This is a genomic window from Pseudomonas sp. LBUM1674 (assembly GCF_059695635.1).
Genome location: NZ_CP166779.1, coordinates 4,723,228 through 4,743,361 on the forward strand (window position 1 = coordinate 4,723,228; position 20,134 = coordinate 4,743,361).

At 58.1% G+C, this 20,134-nt stretch carries 12 protein-coding genes and 4 pseudogenes; 13 read left to right on the forward strand and 3 right to left on the reverse strand.

The window, feature by feature from the left end:
- Positions 1-8 precede the first annotated feature (8 nt).
- The 8 genes from ACA067_RS21780 to ACA067_RS21815 all read left to right on the forward strand — a co-directional run bounded on the left by ACA067_RS21780 (position 9) and on the right by ACA067_RS21815 (position 13,286).
- Positions 9-3,188, forward strand: coding sequence for a non-ribosomal peptide synthetase (locus ACA067_RS21780; RefSeq protein WP_497458438.1), 3,180 nt, complete (start codon positions 9-11; stop codon positions 3,186-3,188).
- A 3-nt stretch (positions 3,189-3,191) separates the two neighbouring features.
- Positions 3,192-7,490 carry an amino acid adenylation domain-containing protein gene (locus ACA067_RS21785; RefSeq protein WP_497458439.1) on the forward strand — a complete coding sequence of 1,433 codons (4,299 nt, stop codon included), beginning with the start codon at positions 3,192-3,194 and terminating at the stop codon, positions 7,488-7,490.
- A gap of 28 nt (positions 7,491-7,518) precedes the next feature.
- Positions 7,519-8,571 (forward strand): 3-methyl-L-tyrosine peroxygenase-related protein, encoded by a 1,053-nt coding sequence (locus tag ACA067_RS21790; protein WP_497458440.1) that lies wholly within the window; start codon positions 7,519-7,521, stop codon positions 8,569-8,571.
- Between the two features lie 66 nt (positions 8,572-8,637).
- Positions 8,638-8,823, forward strand: a complete 186-nt coding sequence (locus ACA067_RS21795; protein ID WP_497458441.1) for an MbtH family protein — start codon at positions 8,638-8,640, stop codon at positions 8,821-8,823.
- A gap of 60 nt (positions 8,824-8,883) precedes the next feature.
- Entirely contained in the window at positions 8,884-9,951 is a 1,068-nt protein-coding gene (locus tag ACA067_RS21800; protein ID WP_497458442.1) for a methyltransferase, read from the forward strand.
- A gap of 84 nt (positions 9,952-10,035) precedes the next feature.
- The gene (locus tag ACA067_RS21805) at positions 10,036-11,079 is read left to right on the forward strand and encodes a methyltransferase (protein ID WP_497458443.1); all 1,044 of its coding nucleotides are present in this window, start codon (positions 10,036-10,038) and stop codon (positions 11,077-11,079) included.
- 86 nt (positions 11,080-11,165) lie between these two features.
- The gene (locus ACA067_RS21810) at positions 11,166-11,705 is read left to right on the forward strand and encodes a dihydrofolate reductase family protein (RefSeq protein WP_497458444.1); all 540 of its coding nucleotides are present in this window, start codon (positions 11,166-11,168) and stop codon (positions 11,703-11,705) included.
- A gap of 57 nt (positions 11,706-11,762) precedes the next feature.
- On the forward strand, positions 11,763-13,286 hold the full coding sequence (locus tag ACA067_RS21815) for a M28 family metallopeptidase (RefSeq protein WP_497458445.1): 1,524 nt from the start codon (positions 11,763-11,765) through the stop codon (positions 13,284-13,286).
- Here the strand turns inward: ACA067_RS21815 and ACA067_RS21820 are convergent.
- Positions 13,283-13,598 (reverse strand): annotated as a pseudogene (locus ACA067_RS21820) (Tn3 family transposase); the annotation flags it as partial. The gene ACA067_RS21815 and the pseudogene ACA067_RS21820 sit on opposite strands and share 4 nt — an antisense overlap.
- 79 nt (positions 13,599-13,677) lie before the next feature.
- Between ACA067_RS21820 and ACA067_RS21825 the strand changes: the two are divergent.
- Positions 13,678-13,890 (forward strand): annotated as a pseudogene (locus tag ACA067_RS21825) (transposase); the annotation flags it as partial.
- Positions 13,891-14,726: 836 nt separating this feature from the next.
- Here the strand turns inward: ACA067_RS21825 and ACA067_RS21830 are convergent.
- A pseudogene (locus tag ACA067_RS21830) lies at positions 14,727-14,978 on the reverse strand (IS110 family transposase); the annotation flags it as partial.
- Between ACA067_RS21830 and ACA067_RS21835 the strand changes: the two are divergent.
- Both ACA067_RS21835 and ACA067_RS21840 read left to right on the forward strand, forming a co-directional pair.
- A pseudogene (locus tag ACA067_RS21835) lies at positions 14,963-15,055 on the forward strand (DUF6124 family protein); the annotation flags it as partial. The pseudogenes ACA067_RS21830 and ACA067_RS21835 overlap by 16 nt on opposite strands.
- 66 nt (positions 15,056-15,121) lie before the next feature.
- Positions 15,122-15,283, forward strand: coding sequence for a DUF2986 domain-containing protein (locus ACA067_RS21840; RefSeq protein WP_497458446.1), 162 nt, complete (start codon positions 15,122-15,124; stop codon positions 15,281-15,283).
- A 66-nt stretch (positions 15,284-15,349) separates the two neighbouring features.
- On the opposite strand, the gene yiaY is transcribed toward ACA067_RS21840, so the two are convergent.
- Entirely contained in the window at positions 15,350-16,498 is a 1,149-nt protein-coding gene (gene yiaY, locus ACA067_RS21845) for an L-threonine dehydrogenase (RefSeq protein ID WP_497458447.1), read from the reverse strand.
- A 557-nt stretch (positions 16,499-17,055) separates the two neighbouring features.
- Here yiaY and ACA067_RS21850 point away from each other — a divergent pair.
- On the forward strand, positions 17,056-18,882 hold the full coding sequence (locus tag ACA067_RS21850) for a caspase family protein (protein WP_497458448.1): 1,827 nt from the start codon (positions 17,056-17,058) through the stop codon (positions 18,880-18,882).
- A 16-nt stretch (positions 18,883-18,898) separates the two neighbouring features.
- Positions 18,899-19,855 (forward strand): hypothetical protein, encoded by a 957-nt coding sequence (locus ACA067_RS21855; RefSeq protein ID WP_497458449.1) that lies wholly within the window; start codon positions 18,899-18,901, stop codon positions 19,853-19,855.
- Positions 19,856-20,134: the final 279 nt, after the last annotated feature.

Below are 20,134 nucleotides of genomic sequence, written 5' to 3' on the forward strand. Positions count from 1 at the left end.
AGTACCGCATGAGCGTTGATACATGCCGGACTGCAACTTTCCCTGCGTCATACGGCCAGGAACAGATCTGGTTTCTGAACGAACTGAACCAGCACTCCCAACTGGCCTACACCATGGCGGTGAACGTATCTATTGTCGGGAAACTAAACACACTGCAGTTGCAGCGCGCGGTCAACCAAGTGGTCGCCTCCCAGGAAGTGTTGAGAACATCATTCGCCTATCATAACGAGAAGTTGAGCCAGGTCATTTCACCCTCCGCCACACTGCCCATTCGCTGCGTGGAATGCATTGATGATGTACCTGCGCTGCAACGCCTGATCAACATGGAAGTCCAGCATGGCTGGTCGCTGAGCAGCGCGCCGCTGTACCGCCTGCTGCTGATAAAAACCGGCGACCGGCAGCATGAGCTGGTCATCTGCACCCACCATATCGTCTGCGATGGCATATCGCTGCAACTGCTGCTGCAAAAAATAGTCATCGCCTATCAAGGACGGGCGCCCACTAACCCGGATGAAGAGACCCTGCAATTCGTCGACTACGCGGCCTGGTCAAGACAACACGAATATGCCGGACTCGAGTACTGGCGCAAGCAGTTGGCCAATGCCCCGACGATCCTGGACATTTCGACAAAACCCGGCCGAAGCGAACAACAGACATTTGTCGGCGCGCGAATTCCCGTCGAGTTCAGCCACCACCAATGGCAGGCGCTGCGCCAGGTATTCAGACCCCAGGGCATCTCCTGCGCGGCGGTGTTCCTGGCAGCCTACTGCGTCGTGCTGCACCGCCTGGCCGAGCAGGACGACATTCTGATCGGGCTGCCAACTTCAAATCGCCTGCGCCCGGAGTTGGCACAGGTGATCGGCTACCTGTCCAATATGTGCGTGTTTCGCAGCCAGTGTGCTCAGGACCAGAGCGTTGCCGACTTTCTTCAACAAGTTCAGCTGAACCTTACCCATCTGATCGAGCACGGGGAAACCCCTTTCCAGCAAGTACTGCAAAGCGTTGAACATACACGACAAGCCGGAATGACGCCGTTGTTCCAGGTGCTGTTTGGCTATGAGCAGGACGTTCAACGCACGCTGGATACCGGCGACCTGCAATTGACGGTCTCGGATGTGGATACCGGGGCCGCGCGCCTCGATCTGTCGCTGTTCCTGTTCGAGGACCACGAACTCAACGTCAGCGGCTTTCTGGAATATGCCACAGACCGTATCGACGCCGCGGCTGCCGAAAACATGGTCCGCATGCTCACCAGAGTACTGCGCGAGTTCGTCACGGCGCCGCGGGCCCCGCTGAGCGCTGTACAGCTGGGGGCGGCGGACTCCGAAGCGCAGACACCTGCGATCACACCGCCATTCCCGAGCGTGCCGGCCCGCCTGTTCGCCTTGGCAGACAGCCACCCCAGTGCGACCGCGCTGCGTGACGAGCAAGGCGAACTGACCTATGCGCAGTTGCGCCAGCAGATCATGCAGGCGGCGGCCGCTTTGCGCACCCACGGCGCGAAACCCGGTACCCTGATCGCGGTCATCGGCGAGCGCGGCATCCCCTGGGTGGTCACCATGCTGGCGATCTGGCAAGTCGGCGGTATCTACGTTCCGTTGTCCAAGGACCTGCCAGAACAGCGTCTGCAAGGCATCCTGGCGGAACTCGACGGGGCCATGCTGATTACCGACGACAGCGCGCCGGAACGTTTCGGGCAACCTGTGACACTGGCCATGCACGCGTTATGGGCCGATGCCGCAACGCATCATGAGCAGCACGCGACGGATGCCAGCCTCCAGTCCGGTTACATGATGTTCACCTCCGGATCGACCGGCAAACCGAAAGGCGTGCACGTCAGCCAAGCCAACCTGGTCGCTACCCTGAGCGCATTCGGCCAGCTGCTGCAGGTGAAGCCAAGCGACCGGATGCTCGCGCTGACGACCTTCTCCTTCGACATTTCACTGCTGGAACTGCTGCTTCCCCTGGTGCAGGGCGCCAGCGTGCAGATCGCCGCCCCACAGGCTCAACGGGATGCGGAAAAGCTCGCGGGTTATCTCGCCGATCCTCAGATCACTCTTGTCCAAGCCACGCCAGTGACCTGGAGGCTGTTACTGTCGACAGGCTGGCAGCCACGGGAAAGCCTGACCCTGCTATGCGGTGGCGAAGCGCTGCCACAGGATCTGGCGGACAGGTTGTGCCTGCCCGGCATGACCCTGTGGAACCTCTACGGCCCGACCGAAACGACGATCTGGTCCACGGCCTGTCACCTGCGACCCGGTGCCCCGGTGCAGCTGGGCCATCCTATTCCAGGTACACAAGTGGCCCTGGTGGATCAGAACCTGCGCAGCGTGCCCAGAGGGGTAATCGGCGAATTGCTGATTTGCGGTCCAGGCGTCAGCCAGGGCTACTATCGCAACCCGGTTGAAACGGCGAAGCAGTTCGTACCGGACCCGGTTGCTGCAGGTAGGCGCGCTTATCTGACCGGCGACAGGGCGCGCATGCAGCAGGACGGTTCACTGGTCTACATCGGTCGACGTGACGACCAGATCAAGCTACGCGGCCATCGTATCGAGCTGGGAGAAATCGAGGCAGCGCTGCGAAAACTGCCCGGGGTGCGGGATGCCGCCGCCCAACTCCACGGCCAGGACCCAAGCCGGGGCATACAGGCCTTCGTCCAGCTTTGCGCAACGGTCGATGATAGCCGGATCGATATCGGGCACTGGCTAGAGACACTGCGCCAAACGCTGCCGGAGGCGTGGCTGCCGACGGAGTATTACAGGATCGACGGCATTCCCCTCACCTACAACGGCAAGCGAGACAGGAAGCGCCTCCTGCCCCAGGCCGTCAGGCTGCAAACACCCAGCCAGAGGGTGGCCCCCGGCAGTGACACCGAAACCCAGGTTCAGCAGATCTGGTGCGAGCTGCTCAACCTCGCGGATATCGGCGTTACGGATGATTTTTTCCAGTTAGGCGGCCACTCCATTCTGGTGGCGCGCATGGTCGAGCGCATCGAAACCACGTTCGGACGGCGCGTACCTATCGCAGATATCTATTTTTCTCCGACGATCGCCCGTGTGGCCGCGACGCTGGATTCCATGACATTCGAACGAGGACTGGCTGCACACAGCATGAAAGGCGATTGGGAATTCACCGCCATCAGCCTTCAACACAACGCCGATAGCACAGCCGCCGTTCAGGAGAGATAAATCATGCAAAGCCCCAACATCGATACTTTCGAGGCCGCACTGCGCTCGCTGCCCGCTGCCCGCGACGCACTCGGTGCCTATCCGTTGTCCAGCGAACAAAAGCGCCTCTGGTTACTGGCCCAACTGGCGGGAACGGCAACGTTGCCGGTAACAGTGCGTTATGAATTCACCGGCACGGTGGACCTTGCTGTCGTGCAACAGAACCTGAGCTCGTGGATCTCACACAGCGAGGCCCTGCGCAGCCTTTTCGTCGAAGTGCTGGGCCGCCCCGTCAGGCTTCTGATGCATACGGGCCTGGTGAAACTGGAGTTCTTCGATCACCCGCAGTCCGATGCCGACATGGCTGAGCACCTGGGTACCGCCTTCGAACTCGACAAGGGGCCGTTGCTGCGTGCGTTCATCACTCGAACCGCCGCGCAACACCATGAATTGCAATTGGTCGGCCATCCTATCGTAGTGGACGAACATGCCTTGCAACGCATTGCCCAAACCCTCTTCCAGGCCGAACCCGATCATCAGCCCCCCGCCGTCGGTGCGCTGGCCGAGGTGTTCCAACGCGAACAGACGCTGGCACGGGATGCGCAGACCACCGAGCAGTGGAAGCAATGGGGGATAGGCCTTCAGGCGCCTGCCGCCACGGAAATTCCGACCGAAAATCCCCGTCCCGCCATCAAGGGTTCAGATCGTCAGGTACATGAAGTCCTTACCGCATGGGGCAACCGATCAGTAGCAGAAGCCGATATCGTCGCCAGTTGGCTGACGGTTCTGATGCGCTGGCAGGGATCGCAATCGGCGCTTTGCGCAATCAAGGTGCGTGACAAGGCGCATGCCAACCTGATCGGCCCGCTGCAGACCTACCTGCCGGTCCGCGTCGATATGCCGGATGACAGCACCCTGGCACAACTGCGACATCAGGTGGAGGAACAGCTCAACGGCAACGACCATCCCTCCTTTTCCACGTTGCTGGAAGTTTGCCCGCCGAAGCGGGACCTGAGTCGCACCCCCTACTTCCAGACCGGCGTGAACCTCATCGCGGACGATGTTCAACAGCGCTCCACCCGCACGGGCAACCTGACGCGCCTGCCAACGAAGCAGCCCTGCAGCGACCTTGACCTGTTCATCTCCTGCTGGATGAACGACGGCACCCTCCGCCTGACGCTGGATTATGATTGCGCCGTGCTGAATACGAGCCAGGTTGGGGTTCTGGCCCAGGCGCTCATCAGCGTATTGTCAGCGCCCGGCAAGCAGCCAATCGCAACGGTTGCGCTGATGGGCCAGCAGATGCAGCAAACCGTTCTAGCTCAGGCCCATGGCCCTCGTACGACGCCGCCACAGCTGACGCTGACAGAACTGGTCGCCGCCAGCACGGAGAAATCCCCGCAGGGCATTGCGGTTATCGACCACAGCCAACAACTCAGCTATGGCGAGCTATGGGCAAGGGCAGCACTGGTGGCGGCGAATATCAGCCAGCACGTGCCAAAGCCCGGGAGCATCATCGCCGTGGCACTGCCCAGGTCTGCCGAGTTCATTGGCGCGCTGCTGGGGGTATTGCGAGCAGGTCATGCGTTCCTACCCATCGATCCCCGCCTGCCCACCGACCGCATCCAGTTCCTGATTGAAAACAGTGGCTGCGAGCTGGTCATTACCTCTGACCAGCAATCCGTGGAGGGGTGGCCAGAGGTCGCCAGGATACGAATGGAGGCGCTTGATCCAGGCATTCGCTGGGCGGCGCCCCAGGGGCTCAGCCACAGCGATGCCGCCTACCTGATCTATACCTCCGGCAGCACCGGCATTCCCAAAGGGGTCATTGTCGAGCACCGGCAAGTCGTGAACAACATCCTGTGGCGGCAACGAACCTGGCCGCTGACGTCACAAGACAACGTGCTGCATAACCATTCGTTCAGCTTCGACCCCAGCATCTGGGCGTTGTTCTGGCCGCTGCTGAACGGTGGCGCCATCGTGCTGGCGGATGTCAGGACCATGGAGGACAGCACCGCCCTGCTCGATCTGATGATCCGTCATCACGTCAGCGTTCTGGGTGGCGTACCGAGCCTGCTCGGCACTCTGATCGACCACCCGTTCGCCAACGACTGCCGGGCGGTCAAGCTGGTGCTCAGTGGCGGCGAAGTCCTCAGCCCCGAACTGGCACGCAAGATTCAAAAGGTCTGGCAGGCAGACGTCGCCAACCTCTATGGCCCCACCGAAGCGACCATCGATGCGCTGTATTTTGCGGTCAAGGAAAACGGCGCCGGCGCCATTCCGATTGGCTATCCAGTCGACAATACCGAAGCCTACATCGTCGACCCCGATCTCGATCCGGTCCCTCCAGGCGTTCCGGGAGAAATCATGCTCGCCGGCCAGAACCTGGCGCGTGGCTATCTGGGTAAACCTGCGGAGACCGCGCAGCGCTTCCTGCCCAACCCATTTGGCAACGGACGCTTGTATGCAACGGGCGATCTGGGACGACGCTGGTCATCGGGGGCCATCAGCTACCTGGGCCGACGCGACCAACAGGTAAAGATTCGCGGGCATCGCATTGAGCTCAATGAAGTGGCTCATCTGTTGTGCCAGGTGCTTGAGCTGAAGGAGGCCATCGTCTTCGCCCAGCACGCGGGAACCGAACAGGCACGACTAGTGGCGGCCATCGAGCAACAGCCCGGCCTGAACAGTGACGGCATCAAACAGCAATTGCTGCGCCACTTGCCGGCCTATCTGATCCCCAGCCAGCTCCTGCTATTGGATGAACTGCCAAGAACCGCCACCGGCAAGGTCGATATGCTCAAGCTGAATCAGTTGGCGGCCCCCCAACTGAACGAATCCACGGCCACGGAATGCCGTGCGCCACGCACCGACCTTGAACAATCGGTCATGGAGGATTTCGCGCATGTACTCAGCCTCGCGGCGGTAACGCCGGACACGGATTTCTTCGAGCAAGGCGGTAACTCGATTCTGCTCACGCGCCTGGCAGGCACCCTGGCGGCCAAATACCAGGTGCAGATCCCACTGCATGAGTTTTTCCTGACACCGACCCCGGCAGCGGTGGCGCAGGCAATTGAAATCTACCGTCGCGAAGGCCTCACGGCACTCCTGTCACGCCAGCATGCACAAACGCTGGAGCAGGACATCTACCTGGAAGAACACATCCGGCCGGACGGCTTACCGCATGCCAACTGGTACCAGCCGTCTGTCGTGTTCCTGACCGGAGCCACCGGCTACCTGGGGCTGTACCTGATCGAACAGTTGCTCAAGCGCACCACGAGCCGTGTCATCTGCCTGTGCCGCGCGAAGAGTGCCGAGCATGCCAAGGCCAGGATTCTGGAAGGCCTGAAAACCTACCGCATCGACGTGGGCAGCGAACTGCATCGGGTGGAGTGCCTCGCGGGCGATCTGGCGTTGCCGCACCTGGGCCTGAGCGAGCATCAATGGCGAACGCTGGCCGAAGAAGTCGATGTGATTTATCACAACGGTGCCCTGGTCAACTTTGTCTATCCCTACAGCGCACTCAAGGCGACCAACGTGGGAGGCACGCAGACCATCCTGGAATTGGCCTGTACCACTCGACTCAAGAGTGTTCAGTATGTCTCCACCGTGGATACGCTCCTGGCGACGCATATCCCCCGCCCCTTCATCGAGGACGATGCCCCCCTGCGTTCCGCCGTCGGCGTGCCAGTGGGCTACACCGGCAGCAAGTGGGTGGCTGAAGGGGTGGCCAATCTTGGCCTCTGCCGCGGTATTCCGGTCAGCATCTTCCGCCCGGGGTTGATCCTGGGCCATACCGAAACGGGTGCCTCACAGAGCATCGACTACCTGCTGGTGGCGCTACGGGGTTTCCTGCCCATGGGCATCGTGCCGGATTACCCGCGCATCTTCGACATCGTGCCTGTGGACTATGTCGCCGCGGCGATCGTGCACATATCGCTGCAACCGCAGGGCAGGGACAAGTTCTTCCACTTGTTCAACCCGGAGCCGGTCACCATCCGTCAGTTCTGCGACTGGATCCACGAGTTCGGCTATGAGTTCAGGCTGGTCGACTTCGAACACGGTCGGCAGCAGGCATTGAGCGTACCGCCCGGACACCTGCTGTACCCGCTGGTGCCCCTGATCAGGGATGCCGATCCGCAACCTCACCGTGCGCTGGATCCTGACTACATCCATGAAGTGAACCCCGCGCTGGAATGCAAGCAGACCTTAGAGCTGCTGGCCTCCTCGGACATCGCCTTGTCGAAAACGACAAAGGCCTACGCGCACACAATTTTGCGTTACCTGATAGACACCGGCTTCATGGCCAAGCCTGGCGCGTAGCGGATTGATCAGAGACAGGACGAATATCATGGAATCGATAGCCTTTCCCATTGCACATGCACCCTTCATCCTGGGCTGCCCGGAAAACCTGCCGGCCACCGAGCGGGTGCTTGCCCCCTCTGCGGCGATGGCACGGCAGGTTTTGGAGTATCTCGAAGCGTGCCCCCGGCCGAAAAACCTCGAGCAGTACCTCTGCACGCTGCGTGAAGTCATGGCGCAACTTCCCTGCGCTTCCACGGGCCCGATAACCGATGATCCACGGGAAAACCAGGAAAACCGAGACAACGATTTCGCCTTCGGTATCGAACGGCACCAGGGCGACACTGTTGCCCTGATGGTCAACGCCGCCCTCGATGCGGCAATTCAAACGGGCGAACTGGTCCAGCGCAGTGGCACCAGCCTGGATCACTCGGAGTGGAGCGACATGATGTCAGTCGCGCAGGTGATCCTGCAAACGATTGCCAGCCCCCGGCTCATGCCCGAGTCCCACGTGATGTTCCAGGCACCGAAAAGCAAGGTCGAGGAAGACGACCAGGATCCCCTGAGACGCTGGGTGCGCGGTCACCTGCTGTTCATGGTCCTGTGCCAAGGCATGAGCCTGTGCACCAACCTCCTGATCAGCGCTGCCCACGATAAGGACCTCGAACTGGCCTGCGCACAGGCCAATCGGCTGATTCAACTAATGAATATCTCGCGCATCACGCTTGAGTTTGCCACCGATCTGAATTCGCAACAGTACGTCAGCCAGATTCGACCGACGCTCATGCCGCCGATCGCTCCTCCCAAGATGAGTGGCATCAACTGGCGTGACCATGTGGTGATGATTCGCTCGATGCGCCAGTCCACCGAGGCCTGGAACTTCATTGAGCAGACCTACCCTCAACTGGCTGAACGTATGCGAACCATATTGGCGCAGGTCTACAGCGCCCATCGTGGGGTCTGCGAAAAATTCGTAGGCGAAGAAAACACCAGTTTGTTGGCCAAGGAAAACACCACTAACACAGCCGGCCAGGTGCTGGAGAACCTGAAGAAATCAAGATTGAAATACCTCAAGACGAAAGGCTGTGCCGGAGCGGGGTAACGCTCTGACTGCATCTCGCACCCCATCAAAACCGGTCCGATATACGGGAAAGCAAAGGAGAGAACCATGCCGACATTTCTGGGGGACGACGACGCAGTGCCATGCGTGGTCGTCGTTAACGCCAACAAACAATATTCGATATGGCCAAGCGCAAGAGACATTCCATCGGGTTGGTCCGAAGCAGGATTCAAGGGGTCACGCGCAGACTGCTTGAAACATATCGCGCAGATCTGGCCAGAGCCGACGGCATAGATACAACGTGATGCAAAAAGATTGCGTGAAACATGAATTAACCAAAGCAAGGAAGAAAAAATGACTTTTACTCATCGCACCACCGATCAAGTCAAGCCTGCGGTACTGGATATGCCGGGCCTGTCGGGCATTCTTTTCGGCCACGCCGCTTTCCAATACCTGCGGGCCAGCTGCGAACTGGATCTGTTCGAGCATGTCAGCGACCTGCGCGAAGCCACCAAGGACAGCATCAGCAGCCGACTGAAGTTGCAGGAACGCGCCGCCGATATACTGCTGCTGGGCGCCACCTCCCTGGGCATGCTGGTCAAGGAAAACGGCATCTACCGCAATGCCGATGTGGTCGAGGACCTGATGGCCACGGACGACTGGCAACGTTTCAAGGATACCGTGGCTTTTGAGAACTACATCGTCTATGAAGGGCAGCTGGACTTTACCGAGTCCCTGCAGAAAAACACCAACGTCGGCCTGCAGCGCTTCCCAGGCGAAGGGCGAGACCTCTATCACCGCCTGCACCAGAATCCTAAACTGGAAAACGTGTTCTATCGCTATATGCGCTCGTGGTCCGAACTGGCCAACCAGGATCTGGTCAAGCACCTCGACCTGTCGCGCGTGAACAAATTGCTCGACGCGGGCGGCGGTGACGCGGTCAACGCCATCGCCCTGGCCAGGCACAACGAGCACCTGAATGTAACGGTACTGGATATCGACAACTCCATTCCGGTCACTCAAGGCAAAATTAATGAATCCGGACTCAGCAACCGGGTAAAAGCCCAGGCACTGGATATCCTGCACCAGCCCTTCCCCGAGGGTTACGACTGCATTCTCTTCGCCCACCAGTTGGTGATATGGACCCTGGAAGAAAACACCCACATGCTGCGCAAGGCCTACGATGCGCTGCCAGAAGGCGGGCGTGTGGTCATCTTCAACTCCATGTCCAACGATGAAGGCGACGGCCCGGTCATGGCCGCGCTGGACAGCGTCTACTTTGCCTGTCTACCTGCCGAGGGGGGCATGATCTATTCCTGGAAACAGTATGAGGGCTGCCTGGCGGAAGCCGGCTTCAAAAACCCCGTACGCACCGCGATTCCAGGCTGGACCCCACACGGCATCATCGTGGCCTACAAGTAATTCTGCCTCCTCCGACCCCACTGGGGCCGGAGGAGTCGTTTCAACATTTCTGTATGGACGCCGCCCGGCGATAGGGATACCAACATGGCACGGCCACCCGAGACAAATGTTGCGATGCCGCAACAGATAAGACAGCTTTTATACAGCCAACTTATTTCACAATCGATTCAAACCTTCTGTGAACTGCGCCTGCCTGATGTTTTGCAATCAGCCGGCCAACCCACCTCCATCGAACGGCTGGCTGAACAGACACACACCCATGTCACCGCCCTGTCACGCTTGTTGAAAGCCTTGAAACCATTCGGGCTGGTGAATGAAACCGACGAAGGTTTTTCCTTGACCGATCTCGGCGCCAGTCTGACCCATGACGCCTTTGCTTCCGCTCAACCCAGTGCTTTGTTGATCAATGGTGAAATGGGCCAAGCCTGGCGTGGCATGGCGCAGACAATCCGAACCGGCGAATCCAGCTTCAAGATGCACTACGGCATCAGCCTGTTCGAGTATTTTGAACAGCACCCGGAACGCCGGGCCATTTTTGACCGCTCCCAAGACATGGGACTGGACCTGGAGATCCCGGAAATCCTGGAGAACATCAACCTGAATGACGGTGAGATCATTGTCGATGTTGGGGGTGGTTCAGGGCATTTGCTGATGCACATGCTGGACAAATGGCCAGAAAGCAAAGGCATACTTTTCGACTTACCCGTCGCGGCCAAAATCGCGCAGGAACATCTGCACAAAAGTGGAAAAGCTGGCTGCTTTGAAATCCTCGCCGGGGACTTCTTCAAGAGCCTGCCGGACAGTGGCAGCGTTTACCTGCTGTCCCATGTCTTGCACGACTGGGGCGATGAAGACTGCAAGGCCATATTGGCCACCTGCCGGCGGAGCATGCCGGACAATGCGCTGCTGGTTGTAGTGGACCTGGTGATTGACCAGAGCGAAAGTGCCCAGCCCAACTCCACGGGCGCAATGATGGATCTTTACATGCTGTCCTTGTTCGGTATCGCCGGAGGCAAGGAGCGCAACGAGGATGAATTCAGAACCCTCATTGAAAACAGCGGCTTCAACGTCAAACAGGCGAAGCGCCTGCCAAGTGGAAATGGCATTATCTTCGCCTCCCCTAAATAAATGATCTCCATTGCCCCTCGCCACTTTCCAGAGGGGCTCTTTTATTCACGGGTCATTTCCCGCCCGCATGATTACAAGGAAGACACATGTCGACGCTGGTCTATTACGTAGCAGCCACCCTGGATGGCTATATTGCCACTCAACAACACAAACTGGATTGGCTGGAGAACTTTGCGCTGGGGGATGACGCAACAGCCTACGATGATTTTTATCAGACGGTCGGAGCGGTGGTCATGGGGTCACAGACCTATGAGTGGATCATGTCGAACGCTCCCGATGACTGGCCCTACCAGGATATCCCCGCCTTTGTCATGAGCAACCGGAGTCTGTCAGCCCCCGCCAATTTGGATATCACCTTCGTACGCGGTGATGCCGGGGCCGTCGCGGCCAGGGCCAGGCAGGCGGCGAAGGGCAAGAATGTCTGGCTGGTCGGTGGCGGCAAAACGGCAGCCTGTTTTGCCGACGCCGGGGAATTGCAGCAGCTGTTCATCACCACCATTCCAATCTTTATCGGCATCGGCGTTCCCGTACTGCCCGTTGACCGCGCGCTTGAAGTCGTTCTCAGAAAACAGCGTACGCTGCAGAGCGGTGCCATGGAATGCGTCCTGGACGTGAAAGCGGACTAACGTCCGCAAGACGATCGTTTACCGAAACTCGCAGCGTCGGAACCCAAGGAAAAACCAGTGAAGCGTTTGGTATTGAGTTTATGTTTGCTGGCCGTTGTCGCTCTGGCGAGTGTTCATGGAATAGGGATGGTGAAACCCGCCGCCCTGACAGCCGCCGATGCTCGCGATATCGGCTATCTGAATGTACGCAATAACCTGAGCGTCATCGCCGCCGCCCCCCACCCCACCGCGTCACCACGCCAGGCCGCTGTCAGGCATTACTTGCAGGAAACGATTGCGGGCATGGGTTACCAGGTGGTTGAGCAACCCTTTCGATTTACCATCGAAAGCATGGTGAACCAGCAGAAAATGCTCTACGCCGAGCTGAACGAGCACCAACGCCAAGCATTTGATGCCGAGCTGGCCCGGGTGGGCGCGGACAGTTTTGAAAAGGAAGTGCGAATTCGCTCCGGCTTGCTGGAAGGCGACAGCGGCCAGGGAATCAATCTGATAGCCTCACGTCGCGTACCGGGAGCGACCGCGACGGTCCTGTTCATGGCGCATTACGATAGCGTCGGTACCGCCCCCGGGGCCAGTGACGACGGCATGGCTGTTGCCTCGATACTCCAGCTGATGCGGGAAACCATTACCCGCAGCGATGCCAAAAACAACGTTATCTTTCTACTCACCGATGGCGAAGAACTGGGCCTACTGGGAGCGGAGCACTACGTCTCACAGCTCAGCGCGCCGGAACGTGAAGCCATCCGCCTGGTGGCGAACTTCGAAGCCAGGGGTAACCAGGGCATCCCTTTATTGTTCGAGACCTCGCAGAAGGACTACACCCTGATCAGGAACCTGAACGCAGGGGTTCGGGACATCATATCCTTCTCATTCACTCCCCTGATTTACAAGATGCTGCAAAACGACACGGACTTTACGGTGTTCAGGAAAAAGAACATCGCGGGATTGAATTTTGCGGTCGTGGAGGGTTTTCAACACTACCACCACATGAGCGACACTGTGGAGAACCTTGCGCCAGAGACCTTGTTTCGCTACCAAAAGACAGTGCGTGAAGTAGGCAACCACTTTATCCAGGGTATCGACCTCTCCTCCCTGAGCGCTGACGAGGACGCAACCTATTTCCCACTGCCAGGCGGCACGCTGCTGGTACTCCCCTTGCCCACCATGTATGCGCTGGGTATCGCCTCGTTCGTGCTCTGCGGTCTTTGGGCGCAACGCTGCCGCGCTCGCCGCCAGCATCAGGGCAAGAATTCCGTGCTGCGCCCCATGGCCATTGTCCTGTTCGGCATTGCCTGCGCAGCACTTGCATTCTACGTCCCCAGCGTTGCCTATCTGTTCGTCATCCCCGGTCTGCTTCTGGCTTGCGCCATGTGGTTGCGAAGCCTCTCCATCTCCTATTCGCTCATGCTGCTGGGCGCTTATGCCTGCGGGATACTCTACGCGCCTATCGTCTACCTGATTTCATCAGGCCTTAAAATGCCGGTCATTGCCGGGGTCATTGCACTCCTCCCCCTCTGCCTGCTGGCCGTGGGACTGGCCGGCGTCATCGCACGATCGAGAGACTATCGAACCCGCGACTAGCAAGAACAGCACGCTCTGGCGGGTTTTCCGAGCTGTCGTAACGGCCTGAACTTACCGTCTTCCAGCTTGCGGCTCTGCCGCCAAACGTAATCGCCGGTCAGGTTGATGTATTCCCAGCCCGCGATCCCTGATTTCACCCAGACAGTTAAAGATGACCGCCCTGGCCAAGGCGTTACGCGCCTCACCTTTATTCAGGCCAGCATGCACACGACGACGCAGTTCGACACTTTGCAGCCAGTCGAGGATAAGCTGCGTGCGTTCGATCCGGCCCAGTTACCGTAGGGCCACGGCCAAGCCGTTCTGGCGCGGATATCATCAAAGCGAGTAGATTTCACTATCTTCAAAGTTGCATCCGGCATTCGGGTTCCGCAGGAAGATCACCTCGTGAAGCGCTTTACTTCCCGAGAGCCTCGACGACTACGTCAGCGATACCAATCCTATGCGATTAGCCGAAGTCTTCGTCGACGAACTCGACCTGGTCAATCTGGGTTTTGAAGGTGGCATCCCAGCCGATACTGGCTGGCCTCACCACCCCACGACCTTGCTGAAGATCTACATCTACGGCAATCTCAACCACATCCAGTCGAGCCGACGTTTGGAGCGATAAGCTCATCGGCTAGTGGCGCACTGCTCGTTGAGAGCTTGCCCTCCCGTTGACAAGATTTCTGTGTTCTTTGTTGCAAAAAGCAAAATCTGAGGAGTGAACTGCACAGGTGCGCAGTTCTGTTGAGGGAAAGAAGGCGTCCCTTGGCAACCCCAAAATGCTGGCCTGGTTTAGGTGCTTGGTATGAGGTCCGGATACTCAGCTTCCAAAGCGGATTGTTCCCGATGCCAGTTAGCCCACATTTCAGTTTCCTGACGGCACATGTCCTGGGAAACCGTCCGCGGCCTGACTTTGTCGATATCGGTTGTATCTGTGGCGAAGATATATCGCTGAGCATTTTTCAATGATTACCCTGCGGATGAAACGAGCTTCCTCATGGCTGAGAATTGTCCCCCTAACCGGTGGACGCACGCCGACCCGGGTATACAGCAGATGCTTGGGGTTTAGGGGGATGAACAACTGAATCCCACCCATGCCCCATCCTCCGTCAAGTGTGTAGTGACCACGTGAGTCGATCGAGAGCCTGACAAAAGGGTTATCGGTTGTTGGCCAAATGATGCCTGAGGGGGCATGCAGAATTGTCCAGCGGTGCCTGGGCAAACGGGGGATGGTGCAGGTAAGGACGTGCCGTAGCTGCCAGATCCACAATTTTCTTCCGTTCAGAATTTCAACCCGGTATGTCGCCTCAGCACTTCACTCAGGTGGACAGACCGCGGCGCTCGCCTTTCTCGTCTCGGACGGCAAGGATCTGATGCTGATCGACGCGATATGGCCATATCCCGGAATGCCGATAGCTGCCCTCTGCGAAGGGCAGCTTCACGCCCTGAGGAAGTCAGTCAACCTAAATCGAGGTTCTTCAGGAGCGGTGAACCGCGCTTCCTCAAGGCATTCAAATAGGTGGTTTCATCGTAGAGCGTCCTGGTCTGCCAGCATCGATACAGAATCCGAATCCACTTAAACGCGAGTGCGCGTACAGCAGCTTGGTAGGTGCTCCCTTTGGCGCGTTGCTGCCGGTAGAAAGCTCCAGCCCAAAAGGATTTATTGATGGTCTGCCCCGCCCATTCCACGAAGGTCTGACGAAGAAATGTTGGGCATTTCCAACAGCATCATGTTGGCGGAAATCACGGCGAATCGGATGCTGGATCAGATCGATCCGCCCGCTTGAGTTGAACGAGTCAGCCACTATTTCAAGCTGATATCACTCAAGAATTCACAAGCTGAGCAGAAAAACATGAATCGTCGTAAAAAAATAAAGCAGCTATTAAAGGCTCACGCCAAAAAGGCTAGTGCCAAATTGGCACCGCCAAGCAAGGATAAATACATCAGTAAAGCTGACCGATTGAAACTGGCTGCTGAAACCAGTCCTGACTCAATCGGTTCCTCTGAGAGCTGAGCGATAAAGCCCCGCACTTCAACCGAAGGCGGGGCTGTTGATCTGGCTGGCATCACTTCACATCGATTACATCGCGGTATGGAAAATCTGCTCGATCTCGTCCTGATTGGCAGGACGCGGATTGGTAAAGCCGCAGGCATCCTTCATGGCATTGGTTGCCAGGATCGGGATATCGTCGGCCTTGGCGCCCAGTTCGGCGAGGCCGCTCGGGATACCGACATCCGAAGACAGTTTACGGATGGCGGCGATGGCCGCGGCGGCGCCTTTTTCCGCATCCAGATGCTGGGTGTCGACCCCCATTGCGTTGGCGATGTCTTTAAACCGGGCAGGGCATACGCTGGCGTTGAAGCTGGCGACATGGGGCAGCAGGATCGCATTACACACGCCGTGGGGCAGGTCGTAGAACCCACCCAGTTGGTGCGCCATGGCGTGGACATAGCCCAGCGAAGCATTGTTGAAGGCCATGCCGGCAAGAAATTGCGCGTAGGCCATATTTTCCCGGGCGGTCATGTCGTCACCCTGGGCAACGGCAGTGCGCAGGTTGGCCGAGATCAATTCCACGGCCTTGAGTGCACAGGCATCGGTGATCGGCGTTGCCGCAGTCGACACGTACGCTTCGATAGCGTGGGTCAGCGCGTCCATGCCGGTGGCGGCGGTCAGGCCTTTGGGCATGCCTGCCATCAGCGAAGGATCGTTGACCGACAACAGTGGGGTGACGTTACGGTCGACGATGGCCATTTTCACGTGCCGGACTTCGTCGGTAATAATGCAGAAGCGGGTCATTTCACTCGCCGTTCCGGCGGTGGTATTGATCGCGATCAATGGCATCTGTGGCTTGGCGGATTGGTCCACGCCTTCGTAATCACTGATGTGCCCGCCGTTGGCGGCGCACAGGGCAATGCCCTTGGCGCAGTCATGGGGTGAACCGCCGCCCAGGGAAATAATGAAATCACAGTCGCTGCGACCAAGCAGCTCAAGGCCTTTCTCGACATTGCTGACCGTCGGATTCGGTTTGGCCCCATCAAACAGGGTGGAGTTGATGTCCTGCTGGGCCAGAAGGCTGGCTACCTTGGCGGCCACGCCGGCTTTGGCCAGGCCTGCATCAGTGACGATCAAGGCTTTACGGAAACCATATTTGCGGATGGCGAGCATTGCTTCGTCGAGACTGCCAATGCCCATCATGTTCACGGAGGGAATGAAGAAGGTGCTGCTCATGATAAATCCTCTTTTATTCTGGAAACCCGGACATCAGGTGAGGTCTTCTACTCATATCGCAGGCTGTGAGGCTCGTCTGATTTCATCATTGACGAAGTTCAGCGGGAGAGGTGCTGCATCAAGGGTTCAGGCGAACAGTGTTTTAAGATGCAGAGGTGGATGGGCCATCGCAGCCGGTATCCTTTGATCATGGGATTGAGCCTAAACCTATGACGCCAGACTGGAATGGTCCTTTAGCGTTCACTGGCACCTCCTTTAGTACTGGGAGATAATGCGTGTCCTGGCTTTGCGAGACTCTGCAGGCCCGAGGGTATATGTTCTGCGCAGGTTGCAAACGCTATCCTCTAGGCTAGAGTCAAACGTAGAATTTTCGGGAAGATCGGGAGTCGACGAAGCCTAAGGTTGAAACAAGTCCTGCGAGACAGTGACTCTGCATCCCATTGACAGCAGCATCTCTCAGGCCTCTAGCGCATGCTCTGCGGCGGTTGTGCCGTTACGCCACTTGCTTGCTCTCCTCCCCCCACTGGGCACTGAATCTTGAATCAGCAGGTGTGCACATGGAGCGCCGCAGATTTCTATGCTATGGGGTAACGGTGACGGGTGCCCTTGCGCTCGGCGTATTCCGCGTTGATGCGGCAGAACCGCGCAGCGCCATTGTCATCGGCGTTGACAAGGCAGGCGACCTGCCGCCGCTGCGCGCAGCAAAATCCGGGGCACGCGAGGTCGCACAATGGCTACAGAGTGAAGGTTTTACCGTCAAGCTATTCGTCGACGACACCAAGCCGGTTCGAGTCGCCGAACTGTTCGACGCCGTTAATGCGATCGTCTCCCAAGGCAACCAGCGCCAGTTGATCATCTACTTTGCTGGCCATGGATTCATCAACAACTATTCGGAATATTGGCTGCTTTCACAGGCTCCCGAAAACCCGAACGAAGCAATAAGCCTTATCGAGAGCGTCGCTCTTGCGCGTCAGTCGGGCATCCCCAATGTGGTATTCATCTCGGATGCATGCCGCTCACGCTCGGACAGCCTGCGCACCGAGCGGGTTCGGGGCAGCCTGATTTTCCCCACCAGTCGAGGCATTCCGGCCACCCCTTCGGACGTCGACCTGTTTCTCGCCACGCTGGTCGGCGACCCATCGTGGGAGGCGTCGGTGAGCGAAAGCAGCGGTGTTTATCAAGGAGTTTATACCAGCACCTTCCTCGACGCCTTCCGGCACCCCGATACCAAGATGATCCGCAAGGTTGACGGTAAGGATGTGGTGCCCAATTATCAGTTAAAGGATTTCCTGGCGCGGGAAGTGCCGAAACGGGCACAGGCAGTTTCGATACGTATTAATCAACGGCCGGACTCGCAAGTGATGTCCGGTGAAGGTGCTTATATCGGACTGGCCGCGTCCTCCACTCCGGCAAATGCTAATACCTCAATACCAGCCACCATCTTCGACGTGGCCAGCTCCGAGCTGGACAATGCCGGAGTAGCTGGCCTGTGGGCGGATAACCCACGGGCAAGTGCGGAGTCGATCAGCATCGCGGCGACGGATTCTGGCTTCAACGCAGCGCGGGACATCATTGTCCAGGCCCGAGGCGTGCCATCTGAATTTGTCGTTAACTGCGGTTTCTCAGTATCGGGCCAGCGCTTAGTGGATGTGACGGCCAGCCGGGGCGCATTGGTCAAGTTCGTAAATGACCGCGATTCGGCACTTGTCGAGGTGATCCTGAAAAATATGCACGCCGCTAGCGTTGCCCTGCGTTTCGCCAACGGTTCAGGTACCGTTTTGGCGGCGATCAATGGCTATGTCGGCAACGTGGTAGTAGATCGTACCAGTGTCAGCAACGTCAGTTACGTACCCGCCCCCAGTAGTCCGATGCGATCCTTCTACCTCAGTGAAGAAAAGCGTCTTATCGAACTGCGTGCAGCGGTCGCCACCGCCGCGCGCTTCGGCGTGTTCCGTATCGAAGGTAGCCGCGACCAGCGAAATGACGCGGCACGCCGCTTGGCAGATCGCATCCGCGTGCTCAAGGGGGTCGACCCGACCTTGGGCATCTACTGTGCCTACGCCTACGACGATGCCGGCTTGCCCAAAAAGGTAGAGTCGGTCGCTTCTTACATGTATGGCGACCTCGGTGTGGACCTATTCGACGTCGCGATGTTGGCCGGTAATATTGGCATAGCATCGCGCGCCCCAGTGCCATTCATGCCAATGCTGTCCCAAGGCTGGAGTCTGTTGCGGGTGAAGGGTGTGCGATTGCCAGAACGGATCCTTAACGTGCACGACTTCCTGATCCCGGGCTTGTGGACCACTCTGGACAGAACCGGCATGGACATCGTCGGGGAAGTGCTGCGCCAAGGCGCTGGTCCGGACTTCAGGCGTGTCTCCTGAGCTCAAGGAATCGTAAATGAAGCGCCGCGATCTACTGCGCATGACTGCCACCGGTACGGCGATCGGCCTAGCAGGGTTAGTGTTCCCAGTGGGTGCGTCTCCGGTCAGACACATAGTGTTCATCCACGGCCGCGACCAACAGGGACGCGATCCTGAAACGTTGAAGAGCAGCTGGCTGGAAGCCCTGCGACGTGGGGCTAACTCGCTCGGGCGTACACTGCCTGACGACCTTGAGGTTACCTTTCCCTTCTATGGTGATGTTCTGGACCGTTTTGCCAATGATTTCGACATTCCCCTGACATCGGAGATCCAGGCGCGCGGACAGGTCGACGAAGAGTTCTTGGTGTTTCAGGCGGAGTTTGCCGAATCCATCCGGCAGCAGGCGGGAATTACAGACGCCGAAGTTGACGCTGAGTATGGTAATAATCCCAATCCGCGGGGACCGCTGAACTGGCAGTGGGTCCAGGCCACTTTACGGGCGATAGACAATAACAGCAGCGGCATGAGCCAGGGGGCGCTGGAAAGATTCACCCGCGACGTTTTTTTATATGTCACCCGCGCTGGCGTGCGCGATGCCATAGACCAGATCGTCATCGACAAACTGAGCGACCAGCCGACGCTCATCGTCAGCCACTCCCTCGGCACCGTGGTTGCTTATAGCGTGCTGCGGCGAGACCAGCGCACGCGACATGTTCCGCTGCTGGTCACCCTCGGTTCACCGTTGGCGGTTCGCTCCGTCCGTGACCAGTTCAGGCCGTTGAGGTATCCGGTGTCGGTTAGCGACTGGTACAACGCCTTCGATACCCGCGACGTGGTTTCACTCTACCCTCTCGACGGCACAAATTTTCCGGTGAGTGGCACGATCGAGAACAACTCGACGGTGCGTAACCATACCGACAACCGCCACGGTATTGACGGATACCTCGACGACACCAATGTCGCCCGACGCATTCTGGATGGGTTAGGTAGCTGAAATGCGATTTCCCCTCGAAAAAAAGTACAACGGGTATTGGCAATACACCAGGCACTGAACCGCCAGCCAAAACGGGCAGGGGAAATCCGTCATGGAAAGCCTGAACCCTGAACCTGATTTTGGTTAGCGCCCCCCGCAGAGGAAGTTTTCGATTTCGGTTTCAAATTAAAAACCACTTTCTAATTTCTTCATAATCTGACCCCTCCTGCGGCAGAAACTATCGTTGGTAAGTTCAGGAGGGATGGTAAATACAATCGCATATACGAACTGTATGCCGTG

What these genes read in the sequence shown, in the direction of transcription:
- ACA067_RS21790 (WP_497458440.1), top strand. Translation starts at nt 7,519, where the DNA reads ATGGAATCGATAGCCTTTCCCATTGCACATGCACCCTTCATCCTGGGC.
- ACA067_RS21810 (WP_497458444.1), top strand. Translation starts at nt 11,166, where the DNA reads ATGTCGACGCTGGTCTATTACGTAGCAGCCACCCTGGATGGCTATATT.
- ACA067_RS21805 (WP_497458443.1), top strand. Translation starts at nt 10,036, where the DNA reads ATGGCACGGCCACCCGAGACAAATGTTGCGATGCCGCAACAGATAAGA.
- ACA067_RS21855 (WP_497458449.1), top strand. Translation starts at nt 18,899, where the DNA reads ATGAAGCGCCGCGATCTACTGCGCATGACTGCCACCGGTACGGCGATC.
- ACA067_RS21840 (WP_497458446.1), top strand. Translation starts at nt 15,122, where the DNA reads ATGAATCGTCGTAAAAAAATAAAGCAGCTATTAAAGGCTCACGCCAAA.
- ACA067_RS21800 (WP_497458442.1), top strand. Translation starts at nt 8,884, where the DNA reads ATGACTTTTACTCATCGCACCACCGATCAAGTCAAGCCTGCGGTACTG.
- ACA067_RS21780 (WP_497458438.1), top strand. Translation starts at nt 9, where the DNA reads ATGAGCGTTGATACATGCCGGACTGCAACTTTCCCTGCGTCATACGGC.
- ACA067_RS21795 (WP_497458441.1), top strand. Translation starts at nt 8,638, where the DNA reads ATGCCGACATTTCTGGGGGACGACGACGCAGTGCCATGCGTGGTCGTC.
- ACA067_RS21850 (WP_497458448.1), top strand. Translation starts at nt 17,056, where the DNA reads ATGGAGCGCCGCAGATTTCTATGCTATGGGGTAACGGTGACGGGTGCC.
- ACA067_RS21785 (WP_497458439.1), top strand. Translation starts at nt 3,192, where the DNA reads ATGCAAAGCCCCAACATCGATACTTTCGAGGCCGCACTGCGCTCGCTG.
- yiaY (WP_497458447.1), bottom strand. Translation starts at nt 16,498, where the DNA reads ATGAGCAGCACCTTCTTCATTCCCTCCGTGAACATGATGGGCATTGGC.